The sequence below is a fragment of the Bradyrhizobium sp. P3_C3 genome (assembly GCF_056402655.1).
Genome location: NZ_JBFUGY010000036.1, coordinates 32438 through 56194 on the forward strand (window position 1 = coordinate 32438; position 23757 = coordinate 56194).

Genomic DNA, 23757 nt, shown 5'->3' on the forward strand with positions numbered 1-23757 from the left:
GGACCGCGTCTTGTCTTCAGGCGGTGGTAGACCGGCCAGAAACCTTAATCACCGGCCTTTTGGCATCGTTTTTGCTGTACATGAATCGTCTATTCGACAAGCGGTTGCGAGCACCCGAAGAGTATACGCGAAGACACCATTGCTGCTACGATTAGCGGCTTCTATGGCAGGAGAGTCCACGATGATGCCGGTTTCGGGTGTGAAGGCCGGACCCACCAAGCTGGTGCGCCGGCGTGTGAAAGTTGGCTTCATCCTCCTTCCAGGGTTCACGATGTTTTCGTACTCAGCCCTGGTTTACATTTTGAAGCATTGTACCGACCCCGCAGCCGCCGTCGGGATCGACTTTGAGTATCTGGTTTTAGGACAGAAGCCAGCTCAAACGACCTGTGGTGTCGAAGTGCCCCCGACCGCGCCCCTGCACGCCGCCCGCGCCTGTAACTACGTCTTCGTGATAGGCGGGAGGACAGCGGTCCCCATCGAGAATCGCAGATCAATTCTGGAAGCATTAACCAGCGCCGATATGAACAACGCAACTCTTGTAGGAGCTGGTTCGGGACTGTTCGTGTTAATCGAAGCCGGATTTTTTGATAGGCTGCCCTGCGCAACAGACTGGTATCGCGGCACTGACCGAGATACGCGTTTCGCGGAGGTGCAGCAAATCTCAGGCGTCAACTTGGTGGTGAGCGGCAGGAGAGTGAGCTGTGCGGGAGGGCTAGCGGCGCTGGAGCTCGGATCATGGCTCTTAGAACGTCATTACTCCGCTATCGGCGTCGACCTGCCTGCACCGCAAGAGCTTTCTGTCCCTGCGCCCGAGTTGAAGCAGAGTTCCGGAACGACAGAACTCGATACGAGAGTACTCCGGGCACTGAAGATTATAGAAAGAAATCCTGGACGGCCGACGAAAGTTAAAGCTCTTGCATCATCTCTGGGAACGTCTAAGCGGCAGCTCGAACGCCTGTTCCAGCAGGAGATGAAGCAATCGGTCCAGCAATACTGCCGTCATCTTCGACTCGGTTATGGCTATTGGCTTCTTTTGAATACCGCGAAGTCAATCACCGAAGTTGCGTCGGTTACCGGATTCTCCGATAGCTCGCACTTCAATCGATGTTTTCGAACTCAATTTGCAACAACGCCAACGAAGGCACGACAGTCAAAGGTAAGTGTGGGCGACGTTATTTCGCCCCGATGGGCATCGCTCTACGAAAGGGTTGCAAAGGGCGATCAGGATTCGGACTTATCGCGATCGAGAGAGTCAGTGTACGCTAATCTGGCTCACTCTGTTGTTGGCTCACCTACCCGAATGAAGCTTTCGGATCAACCGTCGCCTGGATCTATCTTCGCGACGTATAATAATGGTGGCCATCAGGTTCCTAGTGCAGCCCTCCGAAGTAAGCACGCTGAACCTCAGGATTTGACCTAAGGGAGTCTGCCGACCCTTTCACGATGACTTGGCCTTGGAGTAGAACGTATCCATAGTCAGCAATAGCGAGGGTTTGATTTACGTTCTGTTCAACCAAGAGCACCGTGACTCCGGCTTTTGCGATCTCGCGAATGACGTTAAAGTTTTCTTGCACAAAGAGAGGAGAGAGACCCAGCGACGGCTCGTCGATGATGAGCATGTGAGGGTCCGTCATCAGTCCGCGTCCGATCGACACCATTGCCTGCTCGCCGCCTGAGAGTGTTCCCGCAACCTGCTTCTCGCGCTCCTTCAGCCGCGGAAATATGTGAAACACTCGCTCCAGACTCTCGCGAATTTTGGTATTGGATCGCTCAGTATAAGCCCCGACACGCAAATTTTCTTCAACGGTCATTCGACCGAAGATACGGCGACCTTCCGGTATACATCCAATACCGAGCCGAACAATCTCGTGGGTTTTCAATCTATCGAGATTGTTTCCATTGAAGGTGATTGTACCGACTCTCGGCGGTGTGAGCCGCAGAATTGATCTGATCAAAGTCGACTTGCCCGCTCCATTCACACCGAGAATGCAGCTTATCTGTCCCGGCAGAACATCCAAATCGACACCCGTCAGAACGTCGACGCTGTCGTAGGCAGTGTGAACTCCGCGAACGGTGAGGATCGGGTTCATGAGTGCCCCAGGTATGCGCGTCGGACGGCGGGATCGGCCGCCACTTCCCTGAACTTTCCTTCGCAAATCTTTTGACCGTAGTTCAAGACGATACAGTGGTCGGTTACACGCTCGATGAGCCCCATCTCGTGCTCAACGATGATTATCGTAGGGCTTCCGAATTTTGGTCTTATGGCCAAGATTTCATCCATGAGCTGGTTTGTTTCGTCATGGGTCATTCCCGCAGATGGCTCGTCCAGCAGAAGCAGAGAAGGCCTGCCAACAAGAGCTCGGCAAATCTCAACTCGTCTGCGATCAATCATCCCGAGCGTTTCAGCTTGCTTAAACATCTTCTTCGCCAGGCCACGATCGAAGTTGGAAAGCAAATCTTCGACGTCTTCCGCTAGTTGTCGAAGCTCCGTGTGAAATGCAGGTCTTCGCAAAATGTTGTGCCACAACGTGCTACAGATGCGTTCTTGAGCTCCAACAGCGACATTATCGAAGACCGAGAGTGGAAGGCAAAGCCGCGATCGCTGAAATGTCCGAGCCAGGCCCCGCGAGGCGAGTTGATCAACCTTCACTTTCGTGGTGTCAGAACCCTCGAAAGTAATTGATCCAGAACTCGAGCGAACCAGCCCACTGATGGTGTTGAAAAACGTGGTCTTTCCCGACCCGTTAGGGCCAATAAGACCGATCACATCCCCCCTTGAAATGGATACATCGAGTTCGTTGAGCGCACACAAGCCCCCAAATCGAACGGTCAGACCAGACGTGGCTAGGATCGTATCGTTCATGCTGGGGCACCTTCCTGCAACCGCCGCATTCGTCGAGGCAATATCCCAGAAGGGCGAACGATGAGGACGAATATCACTACCAACGCGAATATGAGGAAGCGATACTCTTGAACAATTTGGAGTTTCTCAGGTAGGAGCACGACCAAAAGCGTCGCGGGAAGGATGCCCCATATGTTTCCAACTCCTCCCAATATGAGAATTGATACAATCGCCAGGCTGTCGCCCAACTGGAAATTCGCTGGGGCTATAAAGCCGGTCATTTGCGCATAGATTGCACCTGCGAGCCCCAAGAGGAAATTTCCCAGGGTGAAGGCGAGCAGCTTCCAATACCAGACACGCAAGCCAAAAATCGATGCTGCTGTCTCGTCTAGCCGCACAACATCCAGCCACACGCCAATCCATGATCGATTCATCAAGCCGATCAGCAGCCCGGATAATCCGACAAAGCCGCCGGTCAAAATGACATAGTTTGCGTAGGACCCGAACGTATACGCTCCCAATTGGATGTCTCGACTAAAATCCCAACCGAAGAGTATCAGTCCTGGAAGCTTAATCCCCTGTGGCCCACCGAGCACATCACTTGCGTCCACATAGACGGTGAACATAACGCTGAACGCGAGCGTGGTTAGCGCCGCATAGTGTCCTCGAGTTCGAAGAACAGGAGCCAATAGCACAAAGCCAATCAGGACAGACGCAGCACCTGCAGACACCAAAGATATCAGGCCTGGAACATCGCCGAGGCGAGCAAGCATAGCTACTGTGTAGCCACCGGCCCCCATAAATGCTGCAGCACCAAAATTCGTCAATCCAGCGAATCCCATTTGGATCGTAAGACCAAAACAAGCGAGAACGTAGATCAGAACGGTCGCGAGCATCAGCAACCCGAAGGTATCGTCACGCAAGACGACGATCAGAACAACGGCTGACACCAGGAGAGCCGCACGAAGCAAGTGTGGCTGTTCCTTAGCAGCGAGTTCGGCTGTAGCGAGCAATCCCGTGCGATGCGCGAGCCACGTCCCAGCGATTGCGACCAGCAACGCAAGAACGAATAGCCTCTCGTCTGTTAGCTCAATGACTGCCGATAAAGCGCAAGTCGCCGCAACTATCGTAGTCAGCAGCGCTGCAATTCGCCTCGGTACCGTACCAAATTTGTACATAGTTTATACTCGCTCGCCGGTACGCTCTGCCAATAAGCCGGTTGGCCGCCAGGTGATGAGCATGATCATTACCGCGAACCCTATTACGTTCTTGTACTCACTGAGAGATGGCGTCGCCGCGACAACCAGCGTCTGCAGGGCAGCGAAGAGAAACCCTCCGAGTATCGCTCCCCAAATGTTTCCCAACCCCCCGACAATTGCAGCTGAGAAGCCGATAACAGACAGCAACAGGCCCATGCTGTAGCTTACCTCACTGTAGTAGAGTCCGTACATGACGCCGGCGAACCCCGCAGTCATGGATCCGAGCGCGAAGGTAAGAGGCGCAATACGTTCGAAATTAATTCCCATCATACTGGCAGTCTCGGAGTCCTCGGCGACCGCACGCATCGCCAAGCCGAACCGCGTTCTATTGATAATTAGATAGACGAGCGCGATTGATCCGACCCCTCCACCAATCAGGAGCATTCCGTCCCATCTCACATGAGCTCCCAGAAACTCAAATCCACCCGGCGGCAACAACGAAGGGAATCGTTGCGGATTGGACCCATTGGGAAAGAACAACCGAATGCTTTCGCGTATTGCTGTTCCCACCATCATGGTCATAAGAAGCATGTTGACAGCCGGTGCATCGCGCAGGGGAAGAATTAGCGCTCGGGAAATGAGGGCTCCCAACGTACCGGCGAATAGGATTGCAGCTGTGAATCCAAATGCGAGTTGAAGCACGACTGGCAGGCCCATTGCGTCGGCGAACCAAGCGGCAACGAGGCCCGCAAATGCGCCGAACGTAAAGACGTCTCCATGTGAGAACTTGATTACGTTCATCACGCCAAAGAAGATCGTGAATCCCATCGCCACAAGACCGTAGACGGTGCCTTGCATGAGGCCGTTTAGTATGTGTTGGATCCAGGTGGCCATACTATCCTGCTGCCATGTTCAAGCGATGGAGATTAGCGAGGCGCTATTGCGGGCATCGGCTTACGGCTGTGGTTTCTTCAGCTTTCGTTTGCCGCTCGCATATTCGCTGTCTTCCCAGACGATCCACTTGCCATCCTGGACGATGTATTTGGTGGTCTGAAGTGTTATGTTTTGGCCGTGATCATCGAACGTGATTGGGCCCACGATGGACGAGCGATCTTTTGTCTTACGAAGCTCCGCGGTCACTGCAGCTCGCGTTGGCCCGACCTTCTCGATCGTCTCTAAAACAAGCGTCGTCGCGGCGTAAGAGAAATGGCCGTAAGCCTCGGGTGCCTCCTTAAAGCCAGCTGCTTCGTATTTTTCTGTAAAGAACTTGCCGCCGGCCGTTTGCGACAGAGGAGGGCTGTCGTAGAACGCGATAGTGCCTTCTGCCAATTCTGGGCCCACTGCCTTGATATAGGCATCACCCATGATCGCGGAATTACCTTCGAATTGCGCCTTGATCCCCAACTTCTCCATTTGCGTTCTCAGCCTGGCGCCGAGAGGGACCAATCCTCCGAAGAAAACCACTTCAGGGTTCAGCTCTTTGACTTTTGTCAGCTCAGCTGAAAGATCCTGCTGATCCGGCGGAACGCTGAAGGCTGCAAGGACTTGGTTGCCTTCCTCGCCTGTATAGAGGCTGAAGTATTTCGTTGTGGACTTTCCAAAGTCGGTCGAGTCGGCAAAGGCGACGAAGGTCTTATAGCCCGCATCTTTCATGAACTTCGCGCCGACTTTGTTCTGACCGATCAGAGCGCCAGTTACGCGATGAATCTCGGGATAGTTGTTGCCGTACGTAATGTCTGGAAGGACAGCGGCCCATACAACCATCGGCAGTTTATAACGATTGAAAATGTCAATTGCGGCCATGGCGGTGGAAGAGCAATAGAACGGGATTGCCGCAATAATCGACTTGTCGACCGCTGCCTTGGTTACAACCTGGACCCCGACGTTCGGTTTACATTCGTCGTCGAGCGCCACAAGCTCGTACTCATACTTGGCCTCTGGACTCGCGTTCATTGCTCGGACTGCCAGTTCGGCGGAGTTACGGCCACCTAAGCCATAAGCCGACAGGGCACCCGTCAACGGCCCTACCCATGCAATCTTAACCGTCTCCTTGGCGTCCGCTCGATTAGAGATTGCCACGCCCGAACTGCCGATGACCGCGGCGATGACGCACTTTGCTAGGAAACGCATCCAGATACCTCGCTGTAATGACCGGCTTTGGCTGACCGGCTTTGACCGTACCGAGCTCCGAACCGAGCGCGATAGGACGAATGCGCACCTGAATTTGGATGATTGCGACGTCACTAGGTACGACGGCGAGGCTTTCATATCCCCCCGGCTTCCGAATTCTATCGAGACTGTCGCGCTCGGGCGAAAGTAGCCTTGGTGGTCGACCAGGTAACCTGCACCTCGCGTGAGCGCGGCGACCCCTTCGCTAGAGAGACTAGAGAGAAATGGTCACGGGCGAGCATCGATCAACGTTCCGGATAACAGCCGATCGGGGTTTTCTTCATGAGACTATATTGGTCATCGACATCTCCATTCGTAAGAAAAGTCACCGTGAGCGCACACGAGCTCGGCCTAAGCGACCGGTTGGAAACCATTCCGACCCGCGTTGCGCCAAACAAGCCCGACCGCGCTTTATTGGCATACAATCCGCTTGGGCAGCTCCCAACGCTCGTTCTGGATGACGAGACCGTGCTTTACGACAGCCTCGTCATCATCGAGTACCTCGATCAGATGGCTGGAGGGGCGAAACTCATTCCATCCTCGGCGGAGCGACGAATTGAAGAGCTTCGGCAGCACTCTCTGTGCAACGGACTTCTCGACCTGCTGGTGCAATGGCGTATCGAGTCCAGCAAGGAGGCACCGCAAATTGCTCTCATTAATGCCTTCAACCTGAAGACAGGTATGATTTGGGCAAAACTGGAGGCGACAGTCGAGGGACTCTCACAAAAGCCGTTTGGCTTGCCATCCATTACGCTGGCCATCGCTGCTGAATACGCTGACTTTCGGTTTCCAGCGCTTGGTTGGCGAGAGAAGTACCCGGCTCTGTCGAGCTGGCAGCAATCGATACAGTCGCGACCATCGTTGGCCGCTACCAGATTTTTCGATAGCCCGAAGCCTTAGATAAGAAGCGACAGATGTTACGTCAGTAACAAGCGAGTGGTGAGGCCGCGCCGCCGCATCCTACACTGAATTGAGCTGCCAATCTAAGAACACTATCCCGGCTGTCACAAACGAAAGGATCAAAAATGTCGAAACCCGAGCGTAAGCTGATTCCGACCCAGGAAGGTCAGGTCGAGCTGTTTGTGGAAGGCAAGGGCCCTCGTATCGTCCTGCTCCCCTCGCTGGCGAGAGGTGCAAGCGATTTCGATGAGATTGCGCCAATGATTGCTGCGGCGGGATTTCGCGTTCTACGACCTCAGCCACGCGGCATAGGCGCGAGTTCAGGGCCGACCGAAGGGATCACATTGATCGATCTTGCCGCCGATGTTGTCGCTGCTATCGAAGCTGATTGCGCGCCGGAAAAGCCGGAAGCGTTGGTTGTCGTCGGCCACGCGTTCGGCAACTGGGTCGCGCGGGTACTCGCTCATCATTGGCCATCGATGACGAAATCTGTCGGACTTCTCGCGGCCATTATCGGCAGCACGATTTCGCCCGAACTGTTGATTTCGGTGAACGTCGTATCCGATAATTCCAAGCCGGAGGCGGAGCGCCTATTCTATTTGCAGCGCGACTTCTTCGCTCCAGGGCATGATGCTTCGGTATGGTTGCCCGGCTGGTACACAGAGGTCTCACAATTTCAGCTCGCGGCGACATTTGCGACAGCTGACAGCAGTTGGACCGAAGTAGGCAAAAAGCTCCCGGTACTTTATGTCGCCCCGGAATTTGACAAGATTGCACCCGTGCCCGAGGAGCAATTCTTGCGGGATCGCGTAGGCCATTTGGCCATATTGGAAATCATTCATGGTGCTGGCCATGCATTGCTTCCAGAGAAAGTGTCTGAAGCCGCGGCTGTGCTGGTCTCGTTCGCTCAGTCCATCATGCGGGGCGAAGATGGCCGACCGAAGTCGGCCTGAGTTGCCTAAAAGACTCCCTTCAAACGACCGATCGAGCAACTCCTAATACCCTCCTTGAGGGGCGCCGACTTCACATTAAAGGATCGCCGAGGTTGGTGCTGATGGTGCTCCGCACAGTGTCGGTCAGCCGGTCTAGGTTCTGTGCTCAAACCCCTTGCTGTTGAGTGGGCGGAATGATTCAAGGCTTCCAAAAAGAGGCCTCGATGGCACGCTTCGATCTGACGGACGCCGAGTGGTCGATCATCGCCCCGCTGTTGCCGGGAGCCGAGGGCAGGAAGAACGGCCGACCACGGCCGGACGTCGCAAGGTTCTCAACGGCATCTTCTTCGTTTTGCGGTCCGGCACGCCGTGGCGCGACCTGCCGGAGCGCTACGGTCCTTAGCGGGTAGCCGAATCCGGTCGCACATCGAGGCGCATCGTTTGATCCGTAGCAGTTGCCCGGTGGCCTCGATGCGGTCGCGTCGTTGACAAAGAGGATGATGACTGTCATCCTCTTTGTCGACCAGATGGTCTGCGCACCCGACACGTCCGGTGCTCAGCGCCCTAGAACGAAGGAATCTTTCGGATGAGTACTCCACTGACCCAGTTCACGATCACCGAGGCGGCGCCGGGATACTGGCGGGTGACCTTCAACAATCCGCCGCTGAACTTTTGCAATCCGGAGACCCTCATCGAGCTGCAGCAGATCGTCGGTCGCATCGAGTCCGATGACACCTTGCGGGTGGTTGTGTTCGATAGTGCTGACCCGGACTTCTTCGTCAATCACTACGACGTCTCCCGGTTCGCCGATTTTCCCCTGACACCGGGGCCGACTGGTCTGCCGACGTTCATCGATGCCACGACACGGTTGACCAGCTCCCCGGTCGTGACCATCGCGTCGATTCGGGGTCGCACGCGCGGCGGCGGTTCTGAGATTGCTCTGGCATGTGATATGCGCTTTGCCAGCCTGGAGCGCGCGATCTTCGCTCAGATCGAAGTCGGGGCAGGCGTGTTCCCTGGTGGTGGCGCGACCGAGCGCCTGCCACTTCTCGTCGGACGGGCCAGGGCACTCGAAATCGTCCTCGGCAGTGACGATTTCGACGCAGCAACGGCAGCGCACTACGGGTGGGTGAACCGCGCACTCCCCGATGATGAACTCGACGCCCACGTCGACAACCTCGCCCGGCGCATCGCGTCGTTCGACAAGCCTGCGCTCGCCGAGGCCAAGCGGCTGATCAACCGTAGAACCCTGCCGTCCGCTGAGGACCTGATGGAGACACAGGACGCTTTCCTCAACGCGTTCTCTTGGCCGACGGTCCCTGAGCGGGGAGCCCGGATAGCGCAAAAGCGCGACGAAGTGGGTCCTGACTTCGAGCCACGCATGGGTTATCACCTCGGCAATCTCAGCACCGAAACCCAATGACACCAACATCGGCCCCCCTGGGGGGCAGGGCTATCGCATGTGGAAATTCTCGATTCTCTTCTGCACTTTAGTCAGCGGTAAATTCGCGCAGCACGAACCAGCAGCGGAATCGGATCGAGAACAAAACGGAATCGAACGACGAAAGCCGAGCGACGCCTTTCTTGCTGATCGTTCACAAGTGTCGACCGTTCCTTGCGTTTTTTCACATGCGATTCCCCTGCTGGGGGGCCGAAGCCTTGGCGTACGTTCGCCTGAACTGGATCGTTACCAAATAACTGGTGTCGCATCGGGGCCGGAGGTCCATTCATGGGTAGTTCGAAAGCTGACAAGGCGGCAAGCCACGATCGAATCGTCGACATCGCTGCGGCTCAAATGCGCCGCAGTGGCATAAACGGTGTCGGAGTAGCGGAGCTGATGCGGGAAGCCGGCCTGACGCACGGCGGCTTCTACCGTCATTTCGAATCCCGAGATGAACTGGTCGGCGCCGCGGTGGAACGCGCCTTGGCTCAGGGAAGTGCGCGGACTGTGGCTACGTCCGGCCAAGGTGGCAGACTGGCGCTCGAAGCGATCGTCGACGACTACCTCAGTCCAGCCCACCGCGCCCACCCTGAGGCCGGATGCGCAGTGGCCGGGTTGGCCGAGGGCATTTCGCGCGCGGATGATCGAACCCGCTCGGCCTACGGACGCCAGGTCGAGCAGTACCTCGACCTTCTGGCCGGGTTGACGCCGGGTACGGACGCCGCTGGCGATCGACGTCGCGCCTGCTTGGTGCTCAGCGCACTGGTTGGTGCCCTTGCCATGGCACGAGCAATCGGCGAAGGGGGCCTGTCCGACGAAATCCTCTCAGAGACCGCGACGGCACTCAAGGAGCTCTAGGCAGTGTGGGCACTTATCGCAGCCATAAGACGATGGCTGCGAGAGTGACGACGGCGAGGTAATTTTGGGCTGTCTTTTCGGAGCGGGTTGCGACGCGGCGGAATTGCTTGCTTGGAGAAACAACATTCGACGAGATAGCGCTGGGCATAGAGATGCTTGTCGAGCGGATGTTTGAGCGCCCGTGATGGGTTGTTGATGCATCGTCGGACAGGTTTCGAACGCCACTTGTCATCTTTGCCGTTGGGTCCGCCGGCATCGAGAGAACGCAAGCCTCCAAGAGACGCGGCATGCAACAGAGACGGCCGTTCTCTCTCAGAGCTCCGCAACGAAATCGCAACGAATGGGGTGAAACGACCGTGAACAAAACGTGGCGGAAACACCTGGCACGACAAGAAAAATCAACAACTTAGGAGATAGTCACTGCGTTCGGGACGCCGTGTTCGCAGAACGTTCCCGACCTTCCGCCCATATCCACAAACAATGTCGTCGGTTCTCATATTGCCGACGGATCGGCCGACCGATCCGCGCGCTCAGGCCATCGCCTCAAATAGCAATTTGAGATGGCTGCGCGTCCTCGATTTGAACCTATCGATCCATGGCCTTGTAGTCCCAGTTGGCCCAGCAAAGTCGGAGTAGTGCGTGTTCAGATATCAGGCAGTGCAGCGACAATGATCGTGCGACGAATGCCGAGTTTCGGCCAGATAAGCCCAGTGGTGCGACCAGTAAGTCATTGATTGTTCTCTACCGGTCGCTGACTCTTAATCAGCGGCTCCGTCGGAATCGTGAATTATACGTCGACGCACTGGCGTGCGTGGACCGCGTAAGAACGGCGGCTTCTGGCGGGCTATCAAGCCGCAAGGTCGGGAGTTAAGCTGCCCTCCGGTAAGAGAACAGCGCCTCCACAGTAGTGGGTTTAGCCATGTAGCGGTCTCCCGCTACCACGATTCCATCGTAGTATCAGGCAGTTAGGCTGCGCGAGAAAACTCGCGAACGGTCTCGTAGCAAATCGGTAGCACGCATCTCCGACCCGACGGCAATCGAATCCTTGCTGAAAAGTGGTGTCTGCAACTACGACGGGCTGGACGGGCTCTCTTTCGTTCGCCTAGCGCATGAAGGATTCGCCTAATCGTTGTCGTGAGATCGAGCAGGGAACAGAAGCGCCGTGCGATGCTTTGTGGTTGTCCGGCTGCCGATTCCCAGGTTCGAGCCGTGGTGCGCCCACCAAACTTTTCAATAGCTTAGGGGTTTGTCACGGTCGTCATTCCGACAGACGGGTCATGGCTATTCCGACAAACCGGCTGTCTTTGTACTTTTCTTCACGCCGTTTCTTCGTGCCGGAAATTAGCTGTTTCCGTGTGCGCTTTGCATAGGTCGGCAACTGCCGCGATGAGCGATGGCGGCCCGCGGCCCTGAGCTCAGCGTCCGTCAGATCGCTGTCGGCGCCCTCGGTGAACCCGCCGTGGCGGAATGATGTAAAGGACAGTTCTTCCCGAAGATCGGCAGCGTGAACGATCTTTTTCACGACCCCGCGCAGGTAGCGAAGATCCTGCTTGGCTGTGATCCATGGCAGCGGGGTAGGTGACCTCCGGTGCGAATGGTCGCGTCGAAAGACCAGGCCGGACACGGTCGTCTGCTTGATTTCATTCAGCTCGGCCATCAGCTCCGGGAACAAGGTCGCCGGTCTCATCGAAAAGCGGCCACCAGGCTTCCTCGTCATTCTTTGGATGGACGATGCGCACGCTGTTCGGACGCTCTTTCGGTCGATAGTGGCTGATCTCGAGAGCACCAAAGACGTGCTCTTCTCTCCGGAGCCACTTGCGCCTGCCGTCTGCCACGTCGTGCTGATGCGGAGCGCGATAAAAGAGCCTGTGTCAATCGGTCAGGTTGAGCGTCTTATCGGCGCAGACGTTGATGCCGGAGGCATCCGTCGACTGGCCGTCGTCGAACGTCCCGCGCAGATCGAAGCGGCAATCGCTGGCCTGTGGCAGTTTAGCCGACGCTTGCTTGCCGGATTTCAGCGGGCCGAGTACTTCCTTCCAGTCTGGCGACCCGGACTTGGCCGCCTCCAGCTGGACTAGATCCGCTTTGCGCGAGTTCGTCACGGTGACCGTGACCGTGACCGCGCCCGCCTGTTTCGCCTTGGGCTTCGGCGCGGCCTGCGCAGCGGTAAGGCCGAACAGAGTTGCTCCCACGAGCGCTGCAGCAAGTGTCCGAGTGTTCATCGGATTGTCTCCGTTTGGCCCCCAGCAGCGACGGTCTCATTCTTCAACGCGATGCGGTCCCGGTTATGGCCAGTTCGCGTATTCCATAGATCAAGGTGAAGGAACTCTTTCAGCCCTGTAGCCCGGTGCGCGCTGCCTGCCGTCCCGCGAGGTCGAACTGTCCGCGTTTTCAGCGGCCTTCGCCCGCGCATTGTGAGGAGGCGCAGGATGACTTCTGCCGCACCATCGATGCGGCGCGCACGCCTGATGGCGTCTCGCCGAAGTGTCGGCGGAACGAGCGATTGAAATGAGAAACATCACCAAAGCCGACTGCAAACGCGATATCGATGATGGCCAAATGCAGATGGTGCGGGTCAGTCAACATCGCGAAGGCACGCTCAAGCCGACACGCTGCAAGGTGCTCGGTGAACGACTTTCCGGTCTCTTCGAGCAACTTTTGCACGTATCGCCGCGACATACCGAGCGCTCCAGCAACATTGTTCAGATCGACATTGGGATCGCCGAAGCGTTGCGCGACCTCCGCCAGGATCGCCTGCAGCTTGGCGGCCTTCACACCACGCTCCGTAACGAGGTTTGCAGCTTCGACGGTCGGCCCGAGCGTCGCGGCTACAAGATCGAGGAGATGTGTGCCGACGGTGGAGGCGAGTTTTGATGACGGAGGTTCTTTGAAGGATGCGAGCGATTGCAGGTAGAGGTGGAGCAGGCGAAGCGCCGGTCCAGGACGCACCGGCCGACCTGATAGATCTTCCGGCTGTGCAACCAGCGACCTAAGGGCGGCAGCCGGCACGGTCACGAATTTGACGCTGGCGCCGCGCGACCCAAATACTCGCAGCAGCCTTCCCCGGTCAACCAAACAAGCGGCGCCGGCATCATAGACATGTTCTTGGCCAGCATTTGCAAATTGGACCGGGCCAGCTTCGACGATGTTAAGTCCGAATTGGTCACGGCTATCCTTGAGGTGGCGTTTGTGACGGATAAACTCCACCGGCGTGGTGACAATGCTACAAACGCCAACCGGGCCGAGCGGCAAGTAGGTGACATTGATACGCGGGCGGCCGCCGCTGTGATCTATCACGTCCAAGGCGAGGTTCAGCCGCGTAAACTCTTCACGGAACGTGGAGAACCTTGTTCGCTCCGGCAGCATCTCAGTCGACCATCGCACAAGGGGAGATGACGTTGGCATGCCGGCCTCCCGTTTCGGTGCCCAACCACGCAAGAACGACTGAGCGCCCGAACGAAATCTGTAAATTCCTCGAATGACGCCAAGACTGAGACAATATCGGACCGCAGCTTCGCTGCAGGTGTGAGGTGGATTACAAATGGAGGTAGGGACCTCAAGAAAAAGATGAGGAATTTCCCGTCAGGCTTTCGATGCTGACACGGTTCGCATCGAGGTTGCTATGATGCGCGAAATGCCGCAAGGGCACGAAGAATGTGCGTGAGCAACGTTCAGGATGCGCATGTGTGATCCACAGCCGATACGACTGGCGTCACTCCTCAAAAGGTGAAGAAAACGTCGTGCCTAAAGGCCGCCAACCGAGACGGCTTGCTTCTTTAGCAAGCCCACATCATCCGCGAGCTGCGGGCGGCCGGAGAAGCCAGTCTACGTTCCATTGCAGAGGAGCGGAACGAAGCCGGCAACTCGGTTGCGCGCGCGGAAGGCTCAGTTTGCTCGGTTCAGCGGTTGCGAGTGTCTTGACCATCGCAAGATCGAATGGGGTTGGGATAGAAGCAGCGATGCGGGCCCGAATGGGATCGCCCAAAAATGTCACTGCAATCGTGATCATCACTACAGATACTAGGACTACGAGCACATCAGTCATGATGCGCCTCGAAAAGTGCTTCGTCATGATTTGAACCCCTCACAACCAATGACGCGCGCGTGCGCAGCTATAATCAATTTGGCATGTAGCAGCGATCCAGACCCAATTTAGCGGATGCGTCAAAACTGATGTCCTCGCAGGACGCGATAGCTTCCACGTCGTGCATCGCACGGACACGACAGGATGGTCGAGGGTCCTATGGAGGGCGACGAAAAGCGCGGGGACCGTGCGGCCGAACCTATCGAGATTATCTGGCGCGAGAAAATCCGTGGTTGCAGTTGCAGAGGACATGCATCTGTTTCGGACGCGCGCTCATCATCGCGCTAGGCGGTCTACCTTGAACTGAGACATTGTGCCGCAACCGATTTGTAAACTGTGGTTGAGGTTCGTCTTGCGTGCCAATGTTCTCATCACGCCGGGCTCAAGCGACTGAGCTGATTATTCCATCGAGATCGAGGAGTAAATTTCATGGCGCAAATTCTTGCTCATAACCTCAAACCCGCCGCGACTTGGGGTTCCGGCGGCGCGTCCTACGATACCGTGAGCCAAAGTATAGCAGACGCCATTGATCACGTCGTGAATCGAATCTGGCCGCAACCGGGAGAGCGCATCCTTGACGTTGCGACAGGCACGGGCTGGACTGCGCGGCGGTTATCTAATCGAGGCGCAAAGGTGACTGGTATCGATATTGGTGAAGGCGTTATCGAGGCGGCGAAACTGATTGCACCGGAGATCGACTTCAAGGTCGGCGATGCCGAAGCGCTGGAATTTCCGGATCAAAGCTTTGACTGTGTGACTTCGACGTTCGGTGTCATGTTTGTCTCGTGCCCCGAGGCTGCAGCTGCCGAGTTGGCACGTGTCACGCGCAAGGGCGGGCGACTGGGGTTGGTCACTTGGCTGCCTGGCAGCGCGGTTGAAGAAATATTCCAGACAATGCGGCCATACATGCCGCCACCGCCTGACAATCCTCCTCCTTCGCCATTCGCGTGGGGCCGGGAAGGCCGCGTTCGGGAATTGCTTGGCGATACATTCGATCTGGCCTTTGAACCTGGCACCACGGTACTCCGCATGCCGAGCGGCCAAACGGTATGGGACATATTTGTGACTGGCTATGGTCCAACAAAAACGCTGGCTGCGTCGCTCGACCCTGAAAGGCGCACGGCACTTCAGCGAGACTTCATCGCGATGCATGAGAAGCACCGCTCGCCGGTCGGGTTAGCCATGCCGCGCGACTATCTCTGTACGATTGGAACTCGAAAATCACGCACCCGGCACTGCGTGCCCATCAGCCATCCTGGGAAACGCATCCGCAGTGGACCAAGCGTCCCATCATCGACCTCGACGCGAGCGCGTCAACGCGGGGGCCTCCGTTGTGTCCGGCACGTTGTCCACCGCAATCGGTAGCGGCTTGCCTCTCCCGCTCGGGGCGGCGCATCGCCGGGCAACCGGAGCTATCACCGAGGAGTAACACCAAACTTGAGGCGCACAACGGGTGGGGTTAGGCTTCCGGCGAAGTGAAGAAGCAATGGCCTGATAACCCGGCGGTGGTTTACATGCGCCATACGATTAAGACCGCACCAAACGTCGTCATCCTCGAGGCGTCACACGCGCGGCGGGGATTTGCAATTTCCTGGATCGCCCGAACCCTCGTCGCGGCGGCACTCATCGGGTTCTGTCTCAACGCCGACGTCGTCGCCTATGTGGCACGATACGCCACTCAGCAGGAGTTATCTAAGCTCATCACGATCGTCCCGCCGGTCATGGCGCAACAGACGCCATTCTCGAAGGGCGACGAGGCGGCGCAGCTCAAGCAGGCGGTCGACAGCGCGACAGCGGAACTGCGGCAGTCTCTGCAGCAAGAGCACGCCAGGGCTGAGGCGCTCGAAAAAGAACTTGTGAAGGCATGGCGGTACGTCGGGAAACTGCTGTCGATGCCCAACGGCGAGGCGCACCAGTTCAGCCAAGCGGTCGACAGCGCGACGGCGGTACTGTGGCAGTCTCTGCAGCAGGAGCACGACAGGGCCGAAGCGCTTGCAACCGAACTGGCGGACGCGCGGCGCTCCATGGAACAGAAACCTGCCGTTGTGGAAGAGAGGCCCAGTGTCTCCTTGCCTGCCTGGGCAAACAGCTACGCCGCCTTCGTGAACCCCGCCCAGACCGCAGGTCAACCGGACGTGGCCACGGAGAACAGCAAATCGGCGATTAAACCAGGCGAATCAGCTCGCGTTGAACACAAACCGCGCGGGGGCTACGGCTGCCAGCACTTTCAGACCTACGATCCGGCTTCCGGGACTTACATCGGCTATGACGGACGGCGGCGTTCCTGCCCATAAGTGCGGGGCGGTGTTTCGGCAACAAGTCTAGCTGACCTGCCGCTATGGCAGCGAGATGCAGCCGCCCTCACTCGTCTGCTGCGGCTTCCCGACGACGTCACCGAACGTGTCGTCTTGTCGATCCATGCGAAGGCCTGATCCTGACCACCGATGAAGAACGCGATGTCTGGATGCGCGCGCCGTGGGATGAGGCCAAGGCGTTGCAGCGGCCATTGCCGGACAACACGCTTAAGATCGTGATGCGGGGTGAGGATAAGGAAAATCGCGCTGCCGCATAAGCCCCAGCATTCGCTAAGAAAAAAGGCGAATTAACCTTTCCTTAACCATAACCGTTCAGCCTCCTCTCGGGGCAGCTCGATGGAGTAACGGGCTATGTCCGACCGAGCAGCAAAGCCTGATGGGAATTTGCTTTCTGCGTTCGCGTTGCTGATTGGTGGCACATTAGGTATCAGCCTGCCGATAACGCTGGTGATCATTTGGATTTGTGCCTAGCGGCCTTGCGATATTGCGCCGCCGCCTTGTTGTCGCTCGTGGCGTGTACGAGCGCAGCTTTCACTGTTGACCTAATCGGCCAAGCCAGCATCATCGACGGCGACACTCTTAAAATCCACGGAGCGCGCATCCGGCTCTGGGGCATTGACGCGCCCGAGAGCAGCCAGCTTTGCCGGGGCGAGGACAGCCTGCAGTATCGTGCGGCGCAAAAGCTGCGAACGAATTGGCGGCCTTCATTGGTGACCGTCACGCGCACGCGCCAATCTGGGGCAGATGGATCAGCTGGGATCCCTTCGGGCGCAACGAACGCCACGCGGCGAATCGCCGAAGCGAGCTCGGAACAAGCGATTGAAATGCGAAACATCCGAGAAGCCGACCTCTAGGGCGATATCGGAAATTAGCCGCGCGCTGGCGCTGGGCTCGGTCAGCAGTTTGAGCGCTCGTTGGAGGCGTAACTCATTCACGTGCCCGGTGAACGATGATCCTGATGATGCCATCAGGCGCTGCAGATAGCGAGGTGAGATGCCTTGGCAACGAGCTACCATCTCGACGCTGAGCCCTGGTTCTTGAAAGTGTGTCTCGATGTAATCGAGGGCGGCGTCGTGGCGCRCAGTCACGACAGCGCTCGCACTGCTCTCGCCCAAGGGAGCGCACTCGCCGATTGCGAGCGCCAGGAGATCGTGGATGTGAGCCACGACCGCATCTCGCAGCTTCGGGGTGGCCAGAACACTCTCAGTAAATGCCGACTTGAGATAAGCCATGAGAAGTCGGAGCGCTTCACTTCGGTGAGAAATCGGCCGCATGGCGCGGCTTTCGACGTTCGTCACGCGCTGTGCAAGCGCGTCGCGCGGTACGGCAAGACCGAATAGCAATCCGTCGACATAGGTGACGGTGACCGGTTCGGAATGCAGAATTGCGATGGCGTCGCTGGCGTGAAGCTCGATTTCTTGACAGCGCTGCGATAGTTGACTTTTGCCGGGAGAACAGAGGATGACTCCGATCGAGTCATCACCATCAGCGATGCTCGCCTGCAAGCGCTTGAAACGCATAGGGGAGCCTTTCAGCGCGAGCCTGCGCAAACCTCGGATCGCTTGCAGCGTTGCGTAGGCCTGAAACGGTGCGTTCGATAGAGGCTCAATATCAGCGTGGACTATGCCTCGCCCAAAGTCCTCGCGCCATAGCGGGATTCGCATCCGCTCCGGAAACTCCCGCGTCGAGAATCGATGTGATACGAATTCGGCTGCGTCCATAGACATGGGGACCTCCAGCCTTGTTGGACATCGGGATCAAATGCGACAAACTCACCGGTATCTGCATTTTGCAGTTCGCGCACCGAACTTGTTTGATCTGTGCGCAAGAGTCCAAGAAGCTACGCCATTGGCCTGCTAGTCTCGCTCAGCTAAGTTCAATGCTGATGTGAACTCGTTCACTTAGCGGCCAGAAATTAGGTCTATAGTGATTGCGAAGGCCGTGGCGTCAAAAAATCTCCTTTAAGAGGAGGCGGTCGTGATGGCTCTATTTCTGATTGCCGTTATCGGATCTAGTTTAGATATCCTTGGCGGGGTGAACCCGTAAGCTCCGCTTCTATGACTCTCGCGATTGATGGAATTCAACGATCCGCGGACAGACTGTCCTGCAGCACTAGACGTTCTCTGATACCGATTTCGTGTCGCGCCTCGTCGGCCACATCGTCGTCATCCGAGTTCGTCGGACACAAACTACTCCGGCGCCGTTGATATTTACCGCCGGTTGAAATGGTCGAAATCTATCGTCAATGGTGATGATCAAGCGAGGGTTCGATCATGTCCACCCTAGTCGAGATGTTTTACCGTGAGTATTGTCGTGCCCGCCTCGCCGAAATGCGGAAGCAGCTTCTGATACCGGTTGCCAGCGACGACATATTGCAAACGTTTTGGGAGGACGGCGAACCTTCCGGCCCAGGCAATCAAAGCACCGGCTGGCCAACGAAAGAGCCTCCAACCATCAGGTAGCTCGGGCTCGTAACCGCATCGTTTGGTCGGATACCCCGCTCGGCACCCCAGCCCAGAGCAGCAGAGCCTCTCATCGACCGATGTGCGAGTACGCCGGCAGGTCCAACCGATGCACGATCGAACTCACACCTCGAAGCGATTGATCGGCGAAACTCCGCCGGAGTTCAGGGGGGCTGGCCGCGACCTGCGCGTCGATGTCTGTCGCGGGCTCGCGCTATGGTGGATCTTTCTTGATCATGTTCCCAACAACATCGGAAGCTGGCTGACACCGCGCAACTACGGCTTCTGCGATGCCGCCGAAATATTCATGTTCATTTCGGGCGTGACCTGCGCGCTGGCCTACGGCAGGGCACGTCAGCGCGAGGGCTGGAGCGGCATGATTGGTCGTTCGCTGCGGCGGGGATGGGACATCTATGCCGCGTTTCTGCTGCTCACGCTCGCTTGCACCGTCCTCGTCTACCTCGCGGGCAGCGATCGGCTTGCCGACGAGAGCAATACGCGGATTCTGCTCGATCATCCGGGCGCGACGCTTGCGCATGCCGCAATCCTGCAATATCGCCCTGTCAACACCGACGTCTTGCCGACTTTCGTCATCTTTCACGTGTTGTTCGCGCCGCTGTTGTGGCTGCTGCTGCGTGCACCAAACGTTACGCTTGGTGTTTCGCTGTTGCTTTATGCGCTCGTGCACATCTTCGGCTGGAGCGTTCCAGCCTGGCCCAACGGCGCCTGGTTCTTCAACCCGTTGGCTTGGCAGCTTTTGATCGTGCTGGGCGCGTGGTGCGTCATCGAAGGGGAGAGGGTCTGGCCCTGGGTGACGTCGCGCACGACGCTTACTCTTGCTGTTGTCTATCTGATTTTTGGCCTGGTCCTGACGCTGAGTTGCAGCGGCAAACCGCTGGTCCCGCAAAATTTGACGACCCTGGTCTTCCCGCTGGATAAATCGAATCTCAGTCCGTTCCGGCTGCTGCATTTCTTGGCTCTTGCAATTGTGGTGCTACGGTTCGTTCCTCACGATTGGCGCGGGCTATCGACGCCAGTCATGCGCTGCGCGAGGTGCTGCGGCGAGAATTCGCTGCCAATCTACTGTCTCGGCGTCCTCCTGGCGCTGGCCAGCCACCTGACGCTGCTTGACATTTCGGACCGGCCTGCGATGCAGGTCGTGCTCAGTCTTGCTGGAATCCTGGCGATGATCGTCGTCGCGATGCTGCTGAACCGGATCAGCGTCAGACGCGGTCATTACCCCGGGTGGACGCAATCGACCGAGAAGATCGGGTCCGTATTCTCTAGCTGGCAGGTTGCGGATGGAGCGCGCAGGGAAGCTCTTGGCCCTTAGCTGTCGTATTGGTCACGGTGTCGGCTTTTGACCCGTTTCGGACTTGGACTAAGAGAGCCTGGGTGCGGAGCGCCTTCATAACCGCAATGCACTCATCGATCAGCTGGTCGGACATGGCTACTGTCCTCGGCAGCGCCGACAAGGCGCATGCACTGGCCGAGCGTCTCTCGTCCGAGACCGGCTTGCCGCTCAAGTTGCGTTGGGAGCCTGACTGACGCAGTCCTTCCCCCAGAACGAGTTGGTAGCGCTTATTAACAGGGAAAGGAGAAGTACCTGCCGCAGTTATCAGTACTTCCGCCACGCCCGCGGCAAAATGTTTCACTCTCGAATCGCGGACGGTGACCCATCTTCTTCGAAGGGGCTGTTGCCGCATGGGGTAGGGCACTCACTATGTCCGCTATCGGGACTAAAGCGGCAGTCGCCCTCCGTAGTCGTCGTCGAYGGCTTATGACCCAAAGCCGACCTCTGCTGAGATCCGCTATTGCGCCGCTATCAGGGGCACAGCGGACCTCATACGCGCCCTGACTGCCGGGCGTTCTGCGAGTACAAGCCTCGGTGCGCCTCGTGAAATCGGCTCAAGAACCTTCAGCCGTTTCGCTGCGCGGCTGGCGGATGGTTTCCTCGGGCGTGCCGATCCTCGGCCGTGATGCCGGCATTCATGAAGCCGACGCAGGTCGAGACATCGGACGAAGGCCATCTCGTGCGTGACCAGCATGATGATGCCTTCGGCGCTTCTGGCCCCGGTCACCCCTTGGCGGCAACGTACCCATAAAAATTCATAAGGAAGTCCCGAACGGCGAGGGGCTTGACGGCACCGGTTTTTTCCTGCGGATGCGGTATCACGTAGTCTCCATCGCCATATGAGAAGACCTTCGCCTTCACGTATCCGTTCATCACTTGTATCTTCTCGCGCAGCACGACCCAGTGCATTGTAAACGCGGAGCCTCTATCGGACTGGTCGTCATAGTCGATCATATTGGCGCTTATGAAAAGACATACGCGATATCCGCTGTCGAGCAGCCGGTTGGCTTCGTTTACATCGTCGATGTCTTTGTTGTATCGCGAAATGTTGGTATTCTCCCGCACGTCCCGGTATCCTGCCTTGCGAAACCATTGCTCCATTTCGCTCGGCAGGGTGACACCCGCAAGATCGCTGATCTTGCCTGTGTCGTCGAAATCGAGGAACCAGTTCTCCGAATCGCGTATGGAGGCGCATGTCAGCCAATCGACGTGGTCCAGTGACCAGGGTGGCGTGAAGTTCCTCACATCCTTTCCCGGCTTGATCAGCAGGCGGCCAAGGTTCGCCTGCCCCTTCTGATAGAGATCGATCGCGAACCGCGCGTAAGACCCTGGCTTGTCGGACGCGTAGCCGAACATCAGGGCGGATGGCCCGCACAGACTTCCCTGATCTTGATTGATGAGGCTCGGCTTCGCAATGCGCCTGAGAATACCTATGCCGACGCGGTGTGGGTCGAGCTTCGGAAAGAACGTCGTCCTCGTGTTTTTCAGGAAATCGCAGACCATTTCCGCGGCTAGTTTTTTCTGGTCGGAATTGAGGTCGTACGGTCCGATCCCGCGCTTCTCCTTGTATTCTTCTCCGACGAAGAGCGTGATGAGCTTTTTCGAGGTGGGGGAGAGCGTTCTGGAGGTGTTCGCAATGGTGGTCAGGTCGTCCAGCTCGAATGCGGTGACCATGCCGTCTGCGACGGTAGCCCGGATGATGTCAACGATCTCTGCGTAGTCCAGCTTTGAATCGTCGATGAGGCCTTTGCGAAGTGCAGCATCGACGGAAGGAGTCGCGATTGCGTCCCATTGGCCCTTTGGCAGGGCGGGCTTAGCAGTCGCCTTTGTCGACAGTTCAACGAGCCGACTGAATGTCGGGCCGGCAGGCCGAACATAGCCGTCAGGCGTGCCGGGAAAGTTCTTCTTTTGGAAGTACAGAATCGAGTTGTAAAGGCCGTCGCTGGCATAACCGGTCACGACCATCTGCGGTTTAAGCGTGTTCTCGGCGCCGCCGTCGGAAATGGCGATCTTGTTGAGCAGCGAAATGACCAGCTCCTGATCTTTTTTCCAGTTTTGGCAGCTGCGCCCTGTCGTCGCGAACCGTCCGACCTTGTCTTTCAACTGCAGCATATCGCGCCTCCCCGGAACGGGAATGCTGCCTCGAACGTCCTGACATGCAGCCGAGGCAGGCGCTGTGGCAAGTCTTCCCGCTGTAGGGTTGGTCGCCCCTGCCGTCCCTTGTGTTCATTCGCAAGGACAGCGGTCGCCCTGTGGCGAGGTTCACGAATGCGTTATGTCTGCCTATCGGGGTAGACCGGAATTCGTCGGCGCACCGCTAGAATGTCGCGAATGGCCCGTAGCGGACGTGCAAGAGATCGGTGGTGATGTCTTGTAAGCTCCCTGCAGCCGGCCTTGGTTGACTTGCATCAAGTCGGCCTCGATCCAGATCGGCATTATTGCATCAAATGCCGACCCGAAGGAGAGGGCGATGCGAATCCCGACGCTGACCATAGCGCTGCTGCTTACCGCCCTGAGCTACCCCGCACTCGCTCAATCACCCGCCGACCATCAGGCCCATCATCCGGATCAAAAAGAGGCGCCGGCGGCCAAGTCGACTGCTCCTCCGGAGACGCCGCGCAGTACGGGCCCCTCGCAGGGCATGGGCGGCGGCATGATAAGCATGACGGACGGCAATATGCCCATGTCCGACATGATGCGGATGATGAGCATGATGCGGCAGTCTGGCGGCGACGGAATGGGCGGCATGGAGACGATTGATCACGTGGAGGGCCGGATCGCGTTCCTCCGGACGGAGCTCAAGATAACCGACGCACAGCAGTCCGCCTGGAACGCGTTCGCCGACGCGCTGCGGACCAAAGCCAAGACACTGGGAGACATGCGCGGCTCGATGATGTCTCAACAGAGCGCCGGGTCGCCAGGTCTCTTCGAAAAGCTTACGTTGCAGGAAAAGTGGCTCGCGGCGCGACTGGAAGGAACCCGGTCGATGAAGTCGGCGCTTTCGGACCTAGTCGCCACGTTTTCCGAAGAGCAGCAGAAGGCTGCCGACGAACTGCTCGCGCCGCAGATGGGCATGATGCCGATGATGCAGAGCCGTCGGATAGGCTCCATGCGGATGGACGGCAATTGAGACTACGAGCCGTTGATTTGCCTCAACAATGATGGCAACGGCGCTCCTATGCTCCTATAAACCACAGGAGC

19 protein-coding genes and 2 pseudogenes are annotated in these 23757 nt (G+C 57.5%); 10 read left to right on the forward strand and 11 right to left on the reverse strand.

Annotated elements, in window-relative coordinates; translation table 11 throughout:
- Positions 1-181: 181 nt before the first annotated feature.
- Positions 182-1420, forward strand: a complete 1239-nt coding sequence (locus AC1DW2_RS32235) for a GlxA family transcriptional regulator (RefSeq protein ID WP_477007956.1) — start codon at positions 182-184, stop codon at positions 1418-1420.
- Here the strand turns inward: AC1DW2_RS32235 and AC1DW2_RS32240 are convergent.
- Genes AC1DW2_RS32240 through AC1DW2_RS32260 form a run of 5 tightly spaced genes read right to left on the reverse strand, consistent with a single transcriptional unit; the run spans position 1371 to position 6171 of the window.
- The gene (locus tag AC1DW2_RS32240) at positions 1371-2090 is read right to left on the reverse strand and encodes an ABC transporter ATP-binding protein (RefSeq protein WP_477007957.1); all 720 of its coding nucleotides are present in this window, start codon (positions 2088-2090) and stop codon (positions 1371-1373) included. The two genes, AC1DW2_RS32235 and AC1DW2_RS32240, sit on opposite strands and share 50 nt — an antisense overlap.
- A complete protein-coding gene (locus AC1DW2_RS32245; RefSeq protein ID WP_477007958.1) occupies positions 2087-2863 on the reverse strand; it encodes an ABC transporter ATP-binding protein in 777 nt (258 codons plus the stop codon). Before AC1DW2_RS32245 ends, AC1DW2_RS32240 begins: the two co-directional genes overlap by 4 nt.
- Complete coding sequence (locus tag AC1DW2_RS32250) at positions 2860-4020, reverse strand: branched-chain amino acid ABC transporter permease (protein ID WP_477007959.1); 1161 nt, start codon at positions 4018-4020, stop codon at positions 2860-2862. The genes AC1DW2_RS32245 and AC1DW2_RS32250 overlap by 4 nt, the downstream gene beginning before the upstream one ends.
- Positions 4021-4023: 3 nt before the next feature.
- On the reverse strand, positions 4024-4935 hold the full coding sequence (locus tag AC1DW2_RS32255; RefSeq protein ID WP_477007960.1) for a branched-chain amino acid ABC transporter permease: 912 nt from the start codon (positions 4933-4935) through the stop codon (positions 4024-4026).
- 60 nt (positions 4936-4995) lie between these two features.
- A complete protein-coding gene (locus AC1DW2_RS32260) occupies positions 4996-6171 on the reverse strand; it encodes a branched-chain amino acid ABC transporter substrate-binding protein (RefSeq protein ID WP_477007961.1) in 1176 nt (391 codons plus the stop codon).
- Between the two features lie 321 nt (positions 6172-6492).
- Here AC1DW2_RS32260 and AC1DW2_RS32265 point away from each other — a divergent pair, with 321 nt between their 5' ends.
- From AC1DW2_RS32265 to AC1DW2_RS32285, 5 genes and pseudogenes are all read left to right on the forward strand, one after another.
- On the forward strand, positions 6493-7110 hold the full coding sequence (locus AC1DW2_RS32265) for a glutathione S-transferase family protein (protein WP_477007962.1): 618 nt from the start codon (positions 6493-6495) through the stop codon (positions 7108-7110).
- A gap of 125 nt (positions 7111-7235) precedes the next feature.
- Positions 7236-8063 carry an alpha/beta fold hydrolase gene (locus AC1DW2_RS32270; RefSeq protein WP_477007963.1) on the forward strand — a complete coding sequence of 276 codons (828 nt, stop codon included), beginning with the start codon at positions 7236-7238 and terminating at the stop codon, positions 8061-8063.
- A gap of 203 nt (positions 8064-8266) precedes the next feature.
- Positions 8267-8439 (forward strand): annotated as a pseudogene (locus AC1DW2_RS32275) (transposase); the annotation flags it as partial.
- Positions 8440-8628: 189 nt separating this feature from the next.
- Positions 8629-9465, forward strand: coding sequence for an enoyl-CoA hydratase/isomerase family protein (locus tag AC1DW2_RS32280; protein WP_477007964.1), 837 nt, complete (start codon positions 8629-8631; stop codon positions 9463-9465).
- Positions 9466-9771: 306 nt separating this feature from the next.
- Positions 9772-10341 (forward strand): TetR/AcrR family transcriptional regulator, encoded by a 570-nt coding sequence (locus tag AC1DW2_RS32285; RefSeq protein WP_477007965.1) that lies wholly within the window; start codon positions 9772-9774, stop codon positions 10339-10341.
- 13 nt (positions 10342-10354) lie between these two features.
- On the opposite strand, the pseudogene AC1DW2_RS32290 reads toward AC1DW2_RS32285, so the two are convergent.
- From AC1DW2_RS32290 to AC1DW2_RS32305, 4 genes and pseudogenes are all read right to left on the reverse strand, one after another.
- Positions 10355-10535, reverse strand: a pseudogene (locus tag AC1DW2_RS32290) (transposase); the annotation flags it as partial.
- Between the two features lie 1064 nt (positions 10536-11599).
- Positions 11600-12013, reverse strand: coding sequence for a hypothetical protein (locus AC1DW2_RS32295; protein WP_477007966.1), 414 nt, complete (start codon positions 12011-12013; stop codon positions 11600-11602).
- Positions 12014-12212: 199 nt separating this feature from the next.
- The gene (locus AC1DW2_RS32300) at positions 12213-12563 is read right to left on the reverse strand and encodes a hypothetical protein (protein WP_166344282.1); all 351 of its coding nucleotides are present in this window, start codon (positions 12561-12563) and stop codon (positions 12213-12215) included.
- A gap of 169 nt (positions 12564-12732) precedes the next feature.
- Positions 12733-13746: a helix-turn-helix transcriptional regulator gene (locus AC1DW2_RS32305; RefSeq protein ID WP_081369135.1), complete on the reverse strand. Its 1014-nt coding sequence runs from the start codon at positions 13744-13746 to the stop codon at positions 12733-12735.
- A 1108-nt stretch (positions 13747-14854) separates the two neighbouring features.
- On the opposite strand from AC1DW2_RS32305, the gene AC1DW2_RS32310 reads away from it, so the two are divergent.
- Together AC1DW2_RS32310 and AC1DW2_RS32315 are read left to right on the forward strand one after the other, a co-directional pair.
- Entirely contained in the window at positions 14855-15790 is a 936-nt protein-coding gene (locus tag AC1DW2_RS32310; RefSeq protein WP_477007967.1) for a class I SAM-dependent methyltransferase, read from the forward strand.
- Between the two features lie 110 nt (positions 15791-15900).
- Positions 15901-16719, forward strand: a complete 819-nt coding sequence (locus tag AC1DW2_RS32315; protein WP_477007968.1) for a BA14K family protein — start codon at positions 15901-15903, stop codon at positions 16717-16719.
- Between the two features lie 770 nt (positions 16720-17489).
- Here AC1DW2_RS32315 and AC1DW2_RS32320 read toward each other — a convergent pair.
- Complete coding sequence (locus AC1DW2_RS32320; RefSeq protein WP_477007969.1) at positions 17490-18467, reverse strand: AraC family transcriptional regulator; 978 nt, start codon at positions 18465-18467, stop codon at positions 17490-17492.
- 844 nt (positions 18468-19311) lie between these two features.
- Here AC1DW2_RS32320 and AC1DW2_RS32325 point away from each other — a divergent pair.
- Positions 19312-20535, forward strand: coding sequence for an OpgC family protein (locus tag AC1DW2_RS32325; RefSeq protein WP_477007970.1), 1224 nt, complete (start codon positions 19312-19314; stop codon positions 20533-20535).
- Positions 20536-21279: 744 nt separating this feature from the next.
- Here AC1DW2_RS32325 and AC1DW2_RS32330 read toward each other — a convergent pair.
- Positions 21280-22668 (reverse strand): hypothetical protein, encoded by a 1389-nt coding sequence (locus AC1DW2_RS32330; protein WP_477007971.1) that lies wholly within the window; start codon positions 22666-22668, stop codon positions 21280-21282.
- Between the two features lie 358 nt (positions 22669-23026).
- On the opposite strand from AC1DW2_RS32330, the gene AC1DW2_RS32335 reads away from it, so the two are divergent.
- A complete protein-coding gene (locus tag AC1DW2_RS32335; protein ID WP_477007972.1) occupies positions 23027-23686 on the forward strand; it encodes a Spy/CpxP family protein refolding chaperone in 660 nt (219 codons plus the stop codon).
- The last annotated feature ends 71 nt before the right edge of the window (positions 23687-23757 follow it).